The following is a 17,573-nucleotide window of genomic DNA, read 5'->3' as shown; positions in this document are numbered from 1 at the left end:
GAGGACGTCATGATATCTGAGAACCGGTTCGATCTCATCATCATCGGCGCCGGCGCGGGGGGCGCTACGCTGGCGAGGTACCTGGCGCCCAGCGGGAAAAAGATCCTCATCCTGGAACGCGGACCCTGGCTTCCGCGTGAAAAGCGCAATTGGGACGTCAACGAGGTCGCGGTGAAGGGCTGCTACCAAACCAATGAGGTCTGGTTGGACAAGGACGACAAACCGGTCCGCTCCAATGCGCACTACAACGTGGGCGGGAACACCAAGTTCTGGGGCGCGGCGCTGTTTCGTTTCCGCGAACGCGATTTCGAACGGGTCGAACACCCGGACGGGATCTCCCCGGAATGGCCGCTCAAGTACCGAGATTTCGAACCGTACTACACCAAGATCGAGCAGATGTACGACTGCCACGGTCTGCGCGGAGAGGATCACACCGCGCCGCCGATGAGCCGGGAGTACCCCTATCCGCCCATCAGCCACGAGCCGCCGATGCAGGCGTTGGTCGACGGCCTCAAGGCCAGGGGGCTTCATCCGTTTCACCTGCCCACCGCCATTCGGATGAACGAGGATCGACGGTTTCTGAGCGAGTGCATCCGCTGCGAGACCTGCGACGGGTTCCCGTGTCTCCTGGGAGCGAAGGCCGACGCGGAGTCGAACGGCGCGCGCCCGGCCATTGCACACCGGAACGTGACGTTGCTCACCGAAGCCAGGGTCCAGCGGCTGCTCACCAGTTCCTCCGGGCGAGAGGTCACGGGGGTCGAGACCGAGATCAACGGCGCGACCACGATCTTCAAAGGGGATCTCGTGGTCGTCTCGTGCGGGGCGATCAACTCCGCGGCGCTGCTCTTGCGGAGCGCGAACGAGAAACATCCGCGCGGCTTGGCGAATCGCTCCGATCAAGTCGGACGGAACTACATGTATCACCTGCTCGGCGCCATGGTCGTCGTCTCCAGCAAAGGCAATCCCACGGTGTTCGAGAAGACCGTGGGTTTGAACGATTTCTACTGGGGCGAGAAGGGCTACCGCTACCCGATGGGCAATATCCAGAGCACCGGGCAGATCCTGCCGGAGATGCTCGCGGATATGTTCAAGGAGCCGCTGCCGGGCATGACCTTCGATGAAATGGCCGCCAACTCCACCGATTGGTGGTTCATGACTGAAGATGTGCCCGACCCCAATAACCGGGTCACGTGGGAGCGGAACACTGTCAAGATCAGCTACACCGAGAACAACCGCGCGTCATTCGACCGGCTGCAGATGCGGTGGATCGAAGTTCTCCGGAGCCTGGAGATGTGCGATCACATTCTGCGGAGCAACCTCTATCGGAGCGTGAAGGTCGGTATCCAGGGCGTGGCCCACCAGTGCGGGACGGTCCGCTTCGGCACCGACCCGGCCACCTCGGTGTTGGATATCAACTGCCGCGCCCACGACGTGGACAACCTCTACGTCGTGGATTCGAGTTTCTACCCCTCCAGCGCCGCGCTGAACCCGACGCATACCTTGTTGGCCAACGCGCTGAGGGTGGGCGACCATCTGGTGGAGCGGATGAAGTAACGCCGTTGCGAGGGACTCGTGGCCAACGACACACATTTTGACGTCATCATCATCGGCACCGGAGCCGGGGGCGGGACGCTGGCCTTTCACCTGGCGCCGTCCGGCAAGCGGATCTTGGTGCTGGAGCGAGGGAGCTATCTCCCGCGGGAGACAGCCAATTGGGATTCGCGCGCCGTCTTCGCCGACTCGAAGTACCGAGCGAAGACAACGTGGTACGACAAGCAGGGGAAAAGCTTCCACCCCGGCATTCACTATTACGTGGGCGGGAACACGAAGGTGTACGGCGCGGCGCTGCTGCGATTTCGCCGCGAAGATTTCGAAGAGGTCAAACACCACGGCGGGATCTCTCCGGCGTGGCCGATTCGATACCAAGACCTGGAGCCCTATTACACCCAGGCGGAATATCTCTACCACGTGCACGGGCAACGCGGGATCGACCCCACCGAGGGTCCGGCCAGCGCGCCCTACCGCCACCCGCCGGTCAGCCACGAGCCTCGCATTCAAGAGCTGTGCGACGACCTGCGTGGGATCGGGCACACTCCGTTTCCGCTACCGCTCGGCATCCGGCTCAATGAGGCCCAGCGGCACCACAGCCCGTGCATCCGCTGCGCCACCTGCGACGGCTTCCCGTGCCTCGTCGAGGCCAAGGCCGATGCCCATACCACGTGCGTGCAGCCGGCGCTCGCGTATCCCAACGTCACCCTGCTGACCGACGCGTACGTGTCGCGTCTCGCGACCAGTTATTCGGGACGCGAAATCACCGCGGTCCACGTCAGACGGGGAGGGATGCCCGAGACCTACTCCGCTGATCTGGTTGTGGTGTCGTGCGGGGCCGTCAACTCCGCCGCGCTGCTGCTCCAGTCCGCGAACGACCAGCACCCGAACGGCCTGGCGAATCGGTCGGGTGTGGTCGGACGCCACTACATGTGCCACAACAACTCGGCGCTCTTGGCGCTCTCCACGCGACGCAATCCCACGACCTTCCAAAAGACGCTCGCCCTCAACGACTTTTACTTCAGCGCGGATGATTGGGACTTTCCTTTGGGGCATATCCAGATGCTGGGGAAGACCGACCTCGAGATGCTCAAAGGCGACGCGCCCACGTGGACGCCGCGCTGGGTCCTGGACGGCATGGCCACGCATTCGCTGGATTTCTGGCTCACGTCCGAGGACTTGCCGGACCCTGACAATCGCGTGCTCGTTGCCTCAAACGGTGACATCCATCTCCACTACACCCAAAACAACCTGGAGGGACATCGGCGGCTCGTCGCCAAGCTTAAGAGCGCGCTCGACGCGATCGGCCGCAAACGTGGCCGGCTGGGGTCGAATATCTACCTGGGCAAAAAGATCCCGCTGGCCGGGACCGCGCATCAGTGCGGCACCATCCGCTTCGGCCACGACCCCATGACGTCGGCGCTGGACGTGAACTGCAAGACGCATGATCTCGACAACCTCTACGTGGTGGACGCGAGCTTTTTCGTATCCAGTACCGCGGTGAACCCGTCGTTAACCATCATCGCGAACGCGTTGCGAGTCGGAGACCACATCCTCGAACGGCTGGGCGCGCGCGTCGAGGCATGGACCGCGAGGGCTTCGTGAGGCGGATCACGCTCGTCGCCGCATTCTGGTTGATCCTCATCCTCGCGCCCGGCATGGCGGCGCGCGGAGAGGGGATCGTCGAATCCGTGGCCGCCGTTGGAATGACGGTCGCGGAGATGGATCGCTCGATTGCGTTCTACTCCGACGTCCTGTCCTTCGAGAAAATCTCGGACGTGGAGGTCACGGGCGAGGCGTACGAGCGCCTGCAGGGCGTGTTCGGGCTGCGCATGAGAGTCGTGCGCATGAAACTGGGCGACGAATCCATCGAGCTGACCGAGTACCTCGCGCCCAAGGGCCGGCCGATTCCGGCGGACTCCCGCAGCAACGACCGCTGGTTCCAGCACGTCGCGATCATTGTCAGCGATATGGATCGAGCCTATCGGCGACTCCGCGAGCACCGCATCCAACACGCTTCCTCCGGTCCGCAACGGCTGCCGGACTGGAACAAGAACGCGGGTGGCATTCAGGCCTTTTATTTCAAGGACCCCGACGGTCACCACCTGGAGATCCTCCACTTCCCCGCGGGGAAAGGCGATCCGAAGTGGCATCGTCCCAGCGAGAAGTTGTTCCTCGGCATCGACCACACCGCGATCGTGGTGGCCGACACCGAGCGCAGTCTGGCGTTCTATCGCGACGCCTTGGGGATGCGGGTGGTCGGGGAGAGCGAGAACTACGGGACCGAGCAAGAACACCTCAACAATGTCTTCGGCGCGAGGCTGCGGATCACGGCGCTGCGGGCGGCCACGGGTCCGGGGATCGAGTTTCTCGAGTACCTCGCCCCACGGGACGGGCGCCCGATACCCGCGGACGCCCGGGCAAATGACCTCGCGCACTGGCAGATACAAATCGCGACGCGAGACGCGGATGCTGCTGCGGGCCGTCTGCGCGGCGGGAAGTCCGCGTTCGTGTCGCCGGGGGTGGTCACGGTATCGGACGGTGCGGTGGGATTTTCCAAGGGGGTGCTGGTCCGGGATCCGGACGGCCACGCCGTGGTACTCGTCCAGCCGTAGGCACGATCACGACAAACAGGAGGACAACGCCATGATAAGCGCATCCACCGCCGCAACACGAACGGACATGATGGAAGGCCGAATGGAGATGACCGGGAAGTTGACCGCGCTGGGAGCCTGGTTGACGCGGTACGGGCTGGTCGCGGTGTTCGTATGGATCGGAGCGATGAAATTCACCGCGTACGAAGCCGCCGCCATCCAGCCGCTGGTGGCGAACAGTCCGTTGCTGGCCTGGACGTACCAATTCTTCAGCGTGCAGGCGCTGTCCAACTGGATCGGGGTCGTGGAGGTTGCGATCGGTGTGATGATCGCGGTGCGACCGATCTCGGCCACGGTCGCGGCGATCGGGAGCGCGCTAGCCGCAGGACTGTTTCTCACCACCCTGAGCTTTATGGTCTCGACACCCCCCGTGTGGGAAGCGAGCTTGGGCGGGTTTCCGGCCCTGTCGGTGGCCCCCGGTCAATTCCTGCTGAAGGACCTGGTGCTGCTGGGCGCAGCCGTGTGGTCGTGGGGAGAGGCCATGGATAGCCGGCGTTGCGAGCGATGTTAGCGAGCGGAGGCTGGGCCCAGACTCACCACGACAAAGGAGTGACGAATGATCGTGATCCACGACACGGTGCTGCACGCGCCGACCAGGGAAACGCTGACGCTCGACGACCTGACCGTCCTGCTCGACCCAGCGGGGCCGAACTGGATCGGGACCGACGAGCGCGGCCGGCGGATTCTGGAGCTCTTCGACGGCGTACGGACGTTCGGCCAGGTGGTCCGCGCCTACGCCGCCGAACACAAGCATGACCTGATCGCGGCGTGGCAGCACGTGGACACGTTCGCGCGCGACGCGATCCGACGCGGGATGCTAGCCGAACGGCCGATCGTGCGAGCGCCCTACCGCGGCCGCGCGTCGCACCTGGGACCGCGCCACCTGAGCGAACTGTGGCTGCACACCAACAACTCGTGCAACCTCGCGTGCAGCCACTGCCTCGTGTCGTCCGGCCCGGACGGGGACAAGGGCCTGCCCACCGACGTGCTCCTGCGCGCGCTCGCCGACGCCCGGGCGCTCGGCGTTCGCCGCTTCTTCTTCACCGGAGGCGAGCCGTTTCTGAGGAAAGACCTCTTCGATCTGATCGACGCCGTGCTGGAGGACCCGAAAGCCGAATTGGCCATCCTCACGAACGGCATCCTGTTGACCCCGAGTCGGATCGAGGCGCTTCGCCAGCGCGATCCCGCACGGCTCAAAATCCAGATCAGCCTGGACGGCTCCACGCCCGAGACCAACGACCCCATCCGGGGCAAGGGCAGCTTCCATCGCATCGTGGACGGCATCCGAACAGCACTCGGCGCTGGGCTCTCGGTCACGGTCAGCACCGTGATCACCGAGGCCAATGCGGACGATCTTCCCGAGGTCACCCGCCTGGTTTCCCGACTGGGCGGGACCACGCACCACTTGCTCTGGCTGCACAAGCGCGGGCGTGCGGATGCGCAGGGCGTGGATCGCACGCCCGCGGTGGACCGGGTGATCGAGGTGGTGCGGCGCTGCCGCGAGGTGGGGCGATCGCTCGGCGTCGTAGTGGATAACCACGAGGCGGTGAAGGCCCGACTGCGCTATCCGGCGGGCACCAAGCGCGACCTGGCCAGCGCCGGGGTCTCCAGCCTGTGCGTGTACGCGGACGGTCAGGTCTATCCCTCGGCCGCCCTGGCCAACGTGCCGGAGCTGGCGTGCGGGTCGATCCTCGAGCGATCGCTGCAGGACATCTGGATGGGGAGCGACGTGGCGCGTGCATTCGCATCCGCGACCGTGGAGGACAAGGCGATCTGCAAGACCTGTCCACTCAAGTTTCTCTGCGGCGGGGGCGACATCGAACACGCCTACTGCTACGGCGGCTCGATCGCGGCGCACGACCCCTACTGCGAGTTGCACCAGGCCATGATCGCCGACGCCTTGCAGGATCTGACCGAAGGACGAAAGGCCCTCGTGACCAACCGCAAGTCGGGGTTCTCCGCGCCCATCGTCTACACCGGCATGGGCGAGGCCGCGGTCACCTGCGCGACCGACGAGACGCCGGGCGAAGTGCTGACCAGCCGATCCGAGTGCGTGCTGACGTTCGACCTGGACGCCCCCCGCAAGGTCGTGCGCGCGTTCTACGGCAACGCCGCCGAGACGCCGCAGGAAGAACTGTGCTGCCCCGTGCAACCCAACCCCGACGACCTCGCCCACATCCCCACGGAGGTCGTCGAGCGCTTCTACGGCTGCGGCTCGCCCGTAGGCACGGCCGGGATCCAACCAGGCGAGACCACGCTGGATCTGGGCAGCGGGGCGGGCATCGACGTGTTCATCGCCGCCAAGAAGGTCGGCCCCACGGGTCGAGCCATCGGTGTGGACATGACGCCACAGATGCTCGCGGTGGCGCGCGACGCGCAGACGCGGGTCGCCGACGCGCTGGGCTACGATGTGGTCGCGTTTCGCGAAGGATTTCTCGAACAGATCCCGGCCGAGACCCAGTCCGTTGACCTGGTCACGTCCAACTGCGTGATCAACCTCTCGCCCGACAAACCGCGCGTGTTCGCGGAAATGTGGCGGGTGCTGAAGGACCACGGCCGCATCGTCATCGCCGACATCGTGGCGGATCAGGAAATCCCGCCGCACCAGCGCAAGGACCCGCGCCTCTGGGGCGAGTGCATCAGCGGCGCGCTGACCGAAGAGGAGTTCCTCGCGTACCTGGAACGGGCAGGGTTTTACGGCCTGCAGGTTTTGAAGAAGACGTTTTGGAAAGAGGTGGAGGGCTACCGCTTCTCGTCGGTGACCGTGCGGGGCTACAAGTTCGAGAAGACCGCGGGCTGCCTCTACGTCGGCCAGACCGCCACCTACCTGGGGCCGTTCAAAGGCATCAGCGACGAAGAGGGACACTGGTTCCCGCGCAACGTGGCCATCGAGGTGTGCACCGACACGGCTGCGAAGCTCTCCCACCTGCCGTACGCCGGACTGTTCACGGTGACGGGCGTGACAGGAGAGATCGACCCTGCTGCCGGCGGCTGCGATCCCAACTTGGGGTGCTGCTGATGACGACTGTCCTCTTGATCGGCACGATCGTGCTCTGGCTGGCCTATGCCAACGGGGCCAACGACAACTTCAAGGGCGTGGCCACGCTGTTCGGCTCGGGCGCGAGCGAGTACACGGGCGCGCTGCGGTGGGCGACCGCGACGACGTTTGCCGGCTCGCTGGCGTCGATCGTGGTCGGGGCGGGGTTGGTCGCCAAGTTCTCGGGCAAAGGGCTGGTGCCCGACGCGGTGCTTGCCGATTCGGGCTTCGCGTCCGCGGTCGCGTTGGCCGCCGCCACCACGGTGTTTCTGGCCACGCGCTTGGGCTTTCCGATCTCCACTACCCACGCGCTCGTCGGCGGGTTGGTCGGCGCGGGGCTCGCCGCGCGCGGCCTCGGAGGCGTGAACGTGGGGTCGCTGGGCACCGCCTTCGTGGCGCCGTTGGTGATGGCCCCGCTCGCCGCGATCGCGCTCACCGCCCTCGCCTATCCGCTCCTTCACGCGTCCCGGAAGGCCCTGGGCTTTGCACGCGAGACCTGCGTGTGCGTGGGGGAAGAGGTCCACGTGGTGGCCGTTGAGCCGCGTGGGGGATCCCTCGCCGCGTCGGTCGCTGGCACCCTGCCCTCGGTCACCATGGCCAATCCCCAAGAGTGCTTTCAGCGGTATGCCGGCCACATGGCGGGGGTGAGCCTCCAGACCATCCTGGATCGGCTGCACTACCTGAGCGCGGGGGCGGTGTGCTTTGCGCGGGGCTTGAACGACACACCCAAGGTCGTGGCGCTCCTGGTCACGGCGCAGGCGCTGCACGTGCCGCTCGCGGCGTCGCTCGTGACGGTCGCGATGGCCGTGGGCGGCCTCATCAGCGCCCGGCGGGTCGCGGAGACCATGAGCCACAAGATCACCGCGATGAACCACGGCCAGGGGTTCACGGCCAACCTGGCCACGGCCTTTCTAGTGATCTGGGCCTCGCGGTGGGGACTGCCGGTCTCAACCACGCACGTCTCGTGCGGCGCCTTGTTCGGGATCGGCGCAGTCACAGGGCAGGCTCGTTGGAAGGCCATCGGCTCGATCGCCTTGGCGTGGGTCACCACGCTGCCGGTCGCGGCGGCGCTGGCCTGGACGGCCTTTACCGTGCTCAGGTGACCGCCCGATCGTCTGAAGATGGGAGGGGACAATGGACTCGTTTCTTAGAAGGTGAGGCAGAGGCCGTCTCGCGTCGCGAGCGCGAGGCGTTGCGCTGGCTCAAACGATGGCAAGACCGACTGGGAAATCGCGATCCCAGTTGTTGACAACTCGGTATCTTGTTTCGTTCATGGTCGCCGAAACAGGCAGAGGGGACTGTTCCCGGACCTCTGGCGCGTCCCTCCGGGTGGCCGCGCATCCACTTGGACCAGCGGAGGCATACGAACATGAAGAATGAAGCGAACACTCAGGTTGTGGAGCCAGGCACGCCGCATGGCGCCCCGGTCCGCCGAACCATGCAACACCCGCCTGCGCCTCGCGGCGGGCCCTTCCGCGCGGCGATGGCGGTATCCGCGGCTCTGGCCGTGGGCGTGCTTTCCGGCGGAGTCGCCGCGGCTGAGGAAAACAGCCCGACCCACAGCCCCACCCAATTGCGCCAGTTCATTGACCAGCAGGTGGGCGGGATTGAGAAGTTGATGGTTCCAGCGAACGATTCCGATCTTCCGCAGCCACGACTTTCCGATGGAAGCCCCGACCCGGTCTTCCAGACCACCGAGGCCAAGCGCTACCTCGGGAAACTGCTATTCCACGAGCCGGCACGAGCGACCAGGATTATCCCGGAATTCGGTGGCATACTCGAACACCGCGGAACCACGTCCTGCGGAACCTGTCATCTCGGTGAGGCGGCATCGAAGTCCGGCACGCGCCTCAACTTCGCCTCGGGCGGGGAAGGGCGAGGCTACACGGATGTGGACGGGAACTTCATTGCGCGTCGGCGGCCGCTTGCGGACCTGCCGATCTTGCGGCAGACCCCGCTCTTCCCGGGAGACGCGCTGGTGGACGCGCTGCCCACGCTGACAGACATCTACTCGCTCGCGGACGGCACGATCGAAGTGAACACACCAGCCCGGGGTCGCCGCCCTCTGCCGGAAGATACGTATCCGGATGATACGACAGATACCCGACCAGCCGCGGTTCAGCTGCTGGCTACCGGTCGACTTGATGCCCTGGACAGCGTGGCGCGAAATCCGCTGAGCATCATCGGAGCCGCCTTCAACAACCGCCTCTTGTTCGGGGGGTTGGCAGGCGAGCCCGATCAGACGCACGGTGGCCTCAATCCGTTCCAGCATCCGGCGCAAGAGAACGTGGCTCTCCTGCTACTCGACGCTCACCGGCTCCTGGACAATGATCCTCTGCGCGGCCCGGTGCGCTTCCAGTCGGCCGTGCTGGAGCAAATCCCCGTGTATCGGAAGCTCTTCCGCGACGCGTTTCCCGCGGAGGCCGCCATGGCGCCAGGGTGCGTTCCAGAATCTGCTCCTGTTGCTGGCGCGTGTGACAATCTCATCAACAACGTCACCATCTTCCGGGCGACGGCCACCTTCATGCGCACGGTCGTCACACGAAACACGCCCTGGGATCGGTTCCTGGCCGGAGAGAACGGCGCGCTGACGCCTGCGCAGCGGCGCGGCGCCAGACTCTTCTTCACGGAAGCGGAAGCGGGTGGGGCCGGGTGCTACACCTGCCACAGCGGCCCCATGCTGAACAAGCAGGTGAACGACCCCGACGTGGCTGGCGTCGGTGAGTTCGTGGAGGAGAACTTCTACAACCTCGGACTCGACGACCACCCGCTCCAGGCCCTAAATCGCGCGGCGAGGAATGATCCCAACCACCTCGATGAGGGCAGGCGCGAAATCACGTTCCGCGACAGCGACGCCTTCAAGTTCCGCACGCTGACGCTACGGCAACTCAGGGACGCCAAATTCTTTTTCCATAATGGCTCGTTCACGAGCGTCAAGGACGTGGTGCGGTACTTCAACGCCGGTATGCCGCAGAACGCGCAGGCCGCCGCGGCGAACACGCTGACGGACCGGTTCACTCACCCCCGTGGACCTGGCTCGCCGCGCGGCCTGGGCCTGAGCGACGATCAAGTGAACGATCTCACCAACTTCATCGAGAACGCCCTCTACGATCCCGCGTTCGTGCACTTCGATCCGAACTCCACGACAGACACGATCAAGTTGAACGAGCGCGACGTGACCTACTCGGTGTACCGTCCCGACCTCGCTGCGCTCGGCGCCGTCGACGGACGGCCGGGCAGCGGCCGGCCGCCGGACAACGACGATGCCCTGTCGCGGCGTGACATGGGGCTCGAGTTCCTGGACGTGACCGCGCAGGTGGACGCGAAGTTGATTGACTCCGACCGCAAAGGTAAGCGGCGGCAGAGAGACCGGTATGAGATCACCAACAACAGCACGTCGATCGTCGATACCCACCTCCTCATCGTGGTCCAGGGTCTTTCCGACCAGATTCGCATGGTGAACGTCAGCGGCACCACGAGCGCCGGCGATCCATATCTCCGCGTGTTCCTGCCCGATGGCGTCCTGCTCCCCGGCCAGAGCATCGTCGAAACGCTGCGTTTCAAGCGGCACGGCCACGCGCCGCCGGTGAGTTACAGCCTCAAACTCCTTTCGGGACAAGGCAACCCGTAGGTTCAAGACATTCGACCGATCGATCTGTTCCCGTCATGCGGCCCGGGGCTCCCACTTTCGAGCGGAGTCCCGGGCCATCGGCTTCCGTCCTCCGGAGCGGTTCATGAGGCTAGAAGACGAGATGTCGTGATGAGCCCGCGTCTCAATTCGCAGTCTCAATTCGCATGATTGACAGACGGGAAAAAACACGGATATGCTGGGTGCCTCAAAACCGACAACGGCCATGAGCATCACCGAGGGTCGTTCCACGCCGGACACAGCTTTAAAATTCTGATCAAGGACGGAGGATTCAGTGACGCTGAAAGATCGCGTGATCGACTACATGGCGGGCAAAGTCACCTGCAAAGAGTTCACCGAGGCCGTCACCGATTACCTCGAAGGACACATGCCCTTTATCACGTGGTTGCGATTTCAGATGCATCTCGGAATGTGCCTGGGCTGCCGTCGGTACCTGAAGCAAATGAAACAGACCGTCGAGACGTTGGGAAAGCTTCCCGAACAACCGATCCCTCCAGCGGTTCGTGAGGAGCTGTTCCAGCGATTCCGAACGTGGAAGAGCCATCGGTCGGATTGATAGTTATTGTCCTGCTCCTACGCGACTCAAAGCGTTTCAGAAAATGCACCGCGGATATTCCAGGGTGTGCCTCGTATGGCCAGTCATTCTCCCCGAAAACGGTCGGTAGCTCTCCTTGAAGGCGCGGACGAATGTCCAGAAGGAAGAACCTGGACCCTCTCGTACCCCGGGACGGCGACGAGAGTACTCAACGTCGGCGGGTAGTCTCAAACCGCTTTAGAAGAGATAAAGATGATTTCCGGCTACAAAGTCCTGGAAGAAATTCATAGGAGTAGGAAGTGGGTGGTATTTCGCGGGCAACGGGATCGGGATCGAGCGACGGTTCTCATCAAAACCCTGATAGCCGATTTGCCTGCTGAAAAGGATATTGCGGCTCTCAAGCGCGAGTATGAAATACTTCAGAATCTTCGGATCGATGGGATCCCTAAAGCCTATGGGCTTGAAAGACAACATAATCGACTGGCTTTAATCCTCGAAGATATCGGTGGCGAACCCCTCCGGATCCTTATCGACTCTCAACGGATCGACCTCGTCTCCTTTCTAAAAATAGCCATTGAGCTTTCAGGGACCTTAGCAGAAGTTCATCAGAATAATTTTATTCATAATGATATTAATCCGAACAATATCGTCGTTGACCTTAAAACCAATAAAGTCAGACTCGTCGATTTTACTATTTCCTCGTTCCTTCTCCATGAGACCCCCAAAATTAGCCATCCCAGTCTACTTGAAGGGACCTTAGCCTATCTGTCTCCGGAACAGACCGGCCGGATGAATCGGGCGGTGGATTACCGTACGGATTTTTACTCCCTCGGCGTCACCTTTTTTGAAATGCTCACCGGAAGACTGCCCTTCGATTCGATGGACCCTTTGGAATTGGTTCATTTTCATATCGCCAAAATTCCGGCACCGCCTTGTGAGCTAAATCCCGATGTGCCCCAAGCGGTCTCGAGTATCGTGGTGAAACTGCTTGCAAAGACTGCTGAGGAGAGATACCAAAGCGCCTATGGTCTCAAGGCTGATCTGGAAGCGTGCTTGGCACAGTGGCAGGCCTCCGGGACGATCGGCGGGTTCACGCCCGGTCGGTATGATTTCTCTGATCAATTTCTGATTCCTCAAAGGCTCTACGGGCGTGAACGGGAGTTAGAAACCCTACTGGCGGCGTTCGAGCAAGTCGCTCAAGGAACAACCCAGGTGATGTTGGTTTCGGGGTATTCGGGTATCGGCAAGTCGACCCTCGTCAACGAAGTGCATAAGCCTATCGTGGAACGGAGGGGGTATTTCATCTCAGGCAAGTTCGACCAATTCAAACGCAGTACTCCCTACAGCGCCATCATTCAAGCCTTTCAGGAATTGGTTCGGCAGCTCTTGACCGAGAGCGAGGAGCAGATCCAGGGGTGGAAGGAGAAGCTGATCCATGCCCTAGGCCCCAACGGGCAGGTCATCATTGCGGTGATTCCCGAAGTGGAGTTGGTGATCGGCCCGCAACCTGCGGTCGCGGAGTTGCCGCCGGTGGAATCGCAAAACCGCTTTAACCTCGTCTTTCAGCGCTTTCTTCAGGTGTTCACGCAACACGATCATCCTCTGGTCGTCTTTCTCGATGATTTACAATGGGCGGACCCGGCAACCTTGAATCTGCTCCAGCTGTTACTCACGAGTCCGAACGTTCGACACCTGTTCCTGATTGGCGCTTACCGCGACAACGAGGTGGATTCGGCCCATCCGCTGATGCGGACCTTAAGCTCGCTCAAATCGGCGGGGGTCGAACTGCACCGCGTCACTTTAGAGCCACTACAACTCCCGGACCTGACGCTCTTCATCCGCGACACACTGCACGGCGAGCTTGCAGAGGCCGCGCCGCTCGCCGCTCTGGTCTTTGAGAAGACCGACGGAAATCCGTTTTTTGTGATCCAGTTTTTAAAGACGCTCAAGCAGGAGGGATTCCTGGAATTCGATTACGCGCAGGGCCGCTGGGCGTATCGCATCGACGACATAGCCGGCGCGACGATGACGGACAACGTTATTGATCTGATGACGCGAAAAATTCAGCGGCTCTCCAACAAGACTCAACGCGCGTTGACGCTCGCCGCCTGCATCGGGAATCAGTTTGACCAGGACACTCTCGCGATTGTTAGCGAGCAATCGCAGGAAGCGGTGGCTGATGATCTCAAAGAGGCGATCAACCAAGGGCTGATCCTTTCGACCACAGCAGACCGCGGATCGAAGACCGATAACGATCCGCGGTCCTACGCCTTCCTGCACGACCGCGTGCAGCAAGCCGCCTATGCGCTGATCCCGGCGGAACGGCAACAGATCGTTCATCTGACGGTGGGCCGCTTGCTGTTGCAACGCGTTGATCCGGAACACACCGATGAGACGGTCTTTGATGTCGTCCACCACTTGAACCTCGGCAGAAGCTTGATCACGGAAGAGACGGAGCGTGTAGCGCTCGCCCGGCTCAATCTGAGCGCTGGACGGAAGGCCAAATCCTCGACCGCCTATGTCGCGGCGCGGGATTACCTCAAGGCGGGATTGAGCCTACTCGGTGCAGAGCAGTGGGAGTCCCGCTACGATCTCGCCTTCGCTCTGCATCTCGAGGCCGCCGCATGCCTGTATCTGTGCGGCCATTTCGACGAGGTGGAGCAGCAGTTCGAGTCGCTTCTGCAGCGCGCGCGGAGCAGTCTGGATAAGGCCAGGGTCTACAACTTGCGCAGCGTCCAGTATGAAAACATGTCGCGCTATGCGGATGCTCTCGCCGTCGCCTGCGAAAGCCTCGCCCTCTTTGGCGTGTCCTTTCCCGATTCTGTGGAGGGCAAGCAAGCCGCGCTGGAAAGCGAGATCGAATCCATTCGGTCGCTATTGGGCCAGCGCCGCATTGAATCGCTCATCGACCTGCCGGTCATGATCCATCCCGAGACGCGGATGGTGATGACTATTCTCACCGACATGTGGTCCTCGGCTTACATCATTGGAGAAGAAGTCCTCGCCCGTCTGATCTCCGCCACGATGGTGCGCCTGTCGTTGCTCCACGGCAACCTGGAAGAGTCGGCATACGGCTATGTCACGCACGCCATTACGGTAGGGCCGGTGTGTGGAGACTACGAATCCGCCTACGAATTCGGCAGGTTGGCCCTGCGCGTGAATGAGCGCTTTAACGACTCCCGGCGGCGGGCAAAGATTCATCAGCAGTTCCATGCGCACGTGAATCTCTGGCGGCAGCCGATCCAAACCTGCATTCCCCACGCGCGCGAGGCATGCCGGAGCGGGCTTGAGAGCGGTGATTTCCTGTATGCAGCCTACGGCGCCAGTACGGAAACCTGGTCGGCGATCGTTTCAACCCAGGACCTCGCGCAATTCGTCCGCGATTACACGCCTAATCTGGCGCTGATCAAGAAGTTGAAGATTGTGAGCTTCGGCGATGCCCTGATGCTCATGCTGAGTTGGGTCCGGGCGTTGCAGGGAGAGACCAGGGCACCGCTGTCGCTTTCCCACGAAGCATTTGACGAGAACGAATACGCGGAGACCTACCGCGGCAATCCGTTCTTTACGACGTTTTATGCTGTAGCCAAGCTACATCTCTTTTATGTCTTTGGGGAGTATGGAAAGGCATTGGAAACCGCCCGCACCGCGCGCGGGATTGTGTATCGGCTTTCAGGAACGATCTGGCCCGTGATGTTCGATTTCTGGACTGGTCTCACCCTGGCCGCAAATTATGCTGATGCCACAGAGGATGAGCGAAGGGCCTATTTCGAGGAGATGGAAAAGGCGCAGACATCGTTTGCGGTCCTGGCGCAGAACTGTCCCGAGAACTTTCTCTGTCAGGCACTGTTGCTGTCGGCGGAGATCGAGCGCATTGCCGGCCGGCACCTTGCGGCGCTGGACCGGTACGAGCACGCCATTCGTTACGCCGGCGAGACCAACATGCTCCAGCATCGAGCGCTGGCGAGCGAACTTTGCGCCAAGTTCTGGCTGGGACGCGGACAGGGAAAGATCGCCGCCGTGTTCATGGACGACGCTCGAACCTGTTATGCGCAGTGGGGCGCGGCTGCCAAGGTCGCCGAACTGGAGCACAAGTATCCTGACTTGCTGGGCCGAGAGGCGAATAGCCGCCCATTAGCGGTTGGCGGAGTTCCGGCCATGGACCAGACCAAAGCCGGTGCGTTCGACCTCTTCAGTGTGATGAAGGCTGCGCAGGTCATGTCCAGCGAGATCGAATTGGAGGAGCTGCTGGCGAAGTTGATGCGCATCGCGATTGAGAATGCTGGGGCTGAGCGAGGCAGTCTGATGGTGGAGTCCGACGGCGAATTGTTCGTGCGCGCCGAGGGAGCGGTCGATGCCCCCGAGATGACGGTGCATGAAGCCATCCCCTTGAGTGCAGCGAAGAGTCTTCCGAAAAGCGTCGTCAATTACGTGAAGAGGACCTCGCAGAGCGTCGTGCTCGCCGATGCGGTGAGCGACCAGCGGTATGCCGGTGATCCGTACATCACGGAGCGAAAACCGCGTTCGATCCTGTGCACGCCGGTGATCAACCAGGGCCGACTGGTCGGCATCCTCTACCTCGAGAACAACCTGACCGCCGATGCGTTTACGCCCGATCGCGTCGGGGTGATGCAGATGCTCTCATCCCAGGCCGCGGTCTCCCTTGAGAATGCCCGACTGTACGACGGGATGAAAGCGGAGATCGCGGAGCGGAAGCGGGCCGAGGAAGGGCTCCGAGCCGCCCTCGTGGAAGTGGAGCAATTGAAGAATCGCCTTCAGGCCGAAAAGGTGTACCTCCAGGAGGAGATCCGAACCCAGCACAATTTTGGGGAGATCGTCGGTGCGTCCCTCGCGATGAAGGAAGTTTTTCAGCGGGTCGAGAGGGTCGCGCACACCGAGACCACGGTCCTGGTCTCGGGCGAGACCGGCACCGGCAAAGAATTGATCGCGAGGGCGATTCACAATCTGAGCGCGCGGAAACAACACGTTTTGGTCACGGTGAACTGCGGCACAATCCCAGCAGGACTCGTCGAAAGCGAATTGTTCGGTCACGAGAAAGGCGCGTTTACCGGCGCGACGGCGAGAAGGAAGGGGCGATTCGAGCTGGCCGACGGCGGGACGATCTTCCTCGATGAAATCGGCGAGTTGCCGCTCGACATGCAGACCAAGCTGCTCCGCGTCTTACAGGAACACGAGTTTGAGCGCGTAGGCGGGACCCAGACGTTGCGCACGGATGTCCGTGTGATCGCGGCGACCAATCGCGATCTGGAGCAAGAGGTTCGGCACGGAGCGTTCCGCGCCGACCTGTTATATCGGCTCAATATTTTCCCCATCCATCTGCCGGCGCTCCGGGAGCGAGCCGAAGACATACCACTCTTGATCGAGTTGTTCGTGCGGCGGTTTTCCCAGCGGATGGGTAAGAGGATCGACGGTGTCGGCGCAGAGGCGATGGGCCTCCTGACCAGCTATCACTGGCCGGGAAATGTGCGGGAGTTAGCTAATGTCATAGAACGGGCGGTCATTCTCTGCGATGGTCCAGTTATCCAAACCGATCAGCTTCACGTAGCGGCGGTCGTCCAGGAGAAAAAAGAGGAGGTCCTACCCCTCGATGAGGCGGAGCGGATGCATATCCTCAAGGCTCTGGAGAAGACGCGCTGGATGATCGGCGGCCCTCAAGGTGCTGCGCTCTTACTGGGAATCAATCGTACAACGCTCTTATCCAGAATGAAGAAGCTGGGTATCAATCGGACACCATGACGCTGTCGAAATATCAACGTCGCGTTGATATCTCGACACGATCAGTGTGCAAGCCTCAGTAGGAAATCTCGAAAAATTTATCATTCCTTTTGAAATTGAGCACTTAGGAAATCATCCGATGGATTTTTTTTTGGCATAGTTCCTGTAGTAAGTAAAGGGCGAGATGGCCAGGAGCGATATGTTTCGTATAAGAAGAATCCTCGAAAATGAACTGACATCGATCCTCAAGATAGAAGGATCGATCTGTGAGGACAATCTGAGTGCGTGGGCTGAAGAGATGGGACGCATCACCCGGAATGGGGTCCATCAGACTGTTCTGGAATGCTCTTCGGTATCTTCCATTTGCCCCAAGGGCCTGGACATTCTGTTAGAGCGACTCTCAGAAGGAGTCTACTT

Annotated in this window: 9 protein-coding genes; all 9 read left to right on the top strand. The window is 61.9% G+C overall.

Features of this window, described 5'->3' with window-relative positions:
- The first annotated feature begins 9 nt into the window (after positions 1 to 9).
- The 9 genes from AB1451_10630 (at position 10) to AB1451_10590 (ending at position 17,177) form a co-directional block, all read left to right on the top strand.
- A complete protein-coding gene (locus AB1451_10630; protein MEW6683360.1) occupies positions 10 to 1,554 on the top strand; it encodes a GMC family oxidoreductase in 1,545 nt (514 codons plus the stop codon).
- Between the two features lie 18 nt (positions 1,555 to 1,572).
- Positions 1,573 to 3,153 carry a GMC family oxidoreductase gene (locus AB1451_10625; GenBank protein ID MEW6683359.1) on the top strand — a complete coding sequence of 527 codons (1,581 nt, stop codon included), beginning with the start codon at positions 1,573 to 1,575 and terminating at the stop codon, positions 3,151 to 3,153.
- A 53-nt stretch (positions 3,154 to 3,206) separates the two neighbouring features.
- Entirely contained in the window at positions 3,207 to 4,163 is a 957-nt protein-coding gene (locus tag AB1451_10620; GenBank protein ID MEW6683358.1) for a VOC family protein, read from the top strand.
- Positions 4,164 to 4,194: 31 nt separating this feature from the next.
- Positions 4,195 to 4,713, top strand: coding sequence for a DUF417 family protein (locus tag AB1451_10615; protein MEW6683357.1), 519 nt, complete (start codon positions 4,195 to 4,197; stop codon positions 4,711 to 4,713).
- 45 nt (positions 4,714 to 4,758) lie between these two features.
- A complete protein-coding gene (locus AB1451_10610) occupies positions 4,759 to 7,221 on the top strand; it encodes a methyltransferase domain-containing protein (protein ID MEW6683356.1) in 2,463 nt (820 codons plus the stop codon).
- Positions 7,221 to 8,342 carry an inorganic phosphate transporter gene (locus AB1451_10605; GenBank protein ID MEW6683355.1) on the top strand — a complete coding sequence of 374 codons (1,122 nt, stop codon included), beginning with the start codon at positions 7,221 to 7,223 and terminating at the stop codon, positions 8,340 to 8,342. The genes AB1451_10610 and AB1451_10605 overlap by 1 nt, the downstream gene beginning before the upstream one ends.
- A gap of 266 nt (positions 8,343 to 8,608) precedes the next feature.
- Positions 8,609 to 10,870, top strand: a complete 2,262-nt coding sequence (locus AB1451_10600; protein ID MEW6683354.1) for a cytochrome c peroxidase — start codon at positions 8,609 to 8,611, stop codon at positions 10,868 to 10,870.
- Positions 10,871 to 11,162: 292 nt separating this feature from the next.
- Positions 11,163 to 11,444 carry a zf-HC2 domain-containing protein gene (locus tag AB1451_10595; GenBank protein MEW6683353.1) on the top strand — a complete coding sequence of 94 codons (282 nt, stop codon included), beginning with the start codon at positions 11,163 to 11,165 and terminating at the stop codon, positions 11,442 to 11,444.
- 231 nt (positions 11,445 to 11,675) lie between these two features.
- Positions 11,676 to 17,177, top strand: a complete 5,502-nt coding sequence (locus AB1451_10590; protein MEW6683352.1) for a sigma 54-interacting transcriptional regulator — start codon at positions 11,676 to 11,678, stop codon at positions 17,175 to 17,177.
- The last annotated feature ends 396 nt before the right edge of the window (positions 17,178 to 17,573 follow it).

The sequence above is a fragment of the Nitrospirota bacterium genome (assembly GCA_040757335.1).
Classification (GTDB): Bacteria; Nitrospirota; Nitrospiria; order 2-01-FULL-66-17; family 2-01-FULL-66-17; genus JBFLXB01.
The sequence above is the reverse complement of the archived record's forward strand: the minus strand, read 5'-3'. Positions and strand labels throughout refer to the sequence as shown.

What these genes read in the sequence shown, in the direction of transcription:
- AB1451_10630 (MEW6683360.1), top strand. Translation starts at nt 10, where the DNA reads ATGATATCTGAGAACCGGTTCGATCTCATCATCATCGGCGCCGGCGCG.
- AB1451_10620 (MEW6683358.1), top strand. Translation starts at nt 3,207, where the DNA reads ATGGCGGCGCGCGGAGAGGGGATCGTCGAATCCGTGGCCGCCGTTGGA.
- AB1451_10615 (MEW6683357.1), top strand. Translation starts at nt 4,195, where the DNA reads ATGATAAGCGCATCCACCGCCGCAACACGAACGGACATGATGGAAGGC.
- AB1451_10610 (MEW6683356.1), top strand. Translation starts at nt 4,759, where the DNA reads ATGATCGTGATCCACGACACGGTGCTGCACGCGCCGACCAGGGAAACG.
- AB1451_10605 (MEW6683355.1), top strand. Translation starts at nt 7,221, where the DNA reads ATGACGACTGTCCTCTTGATCGGCACGATCGTGCTCTGGCTGGCCTAT.
- AB1451_10600 (MEW6683354.1), top strand. Translation starts at nt 8,609, where the DNA reads ATGAAGAATGAAGCGAACACTCAGGTTGTGGAGCCAGGCACGCCGCAT.
- AB1451_10590 (MEW6683352.1), top strand. Translation starts at nt 11,676, where the DNA reads ATGATTTCCGGCTACAAAGTCCTGGAAGAAATTCATAGGAGTAGGAAG.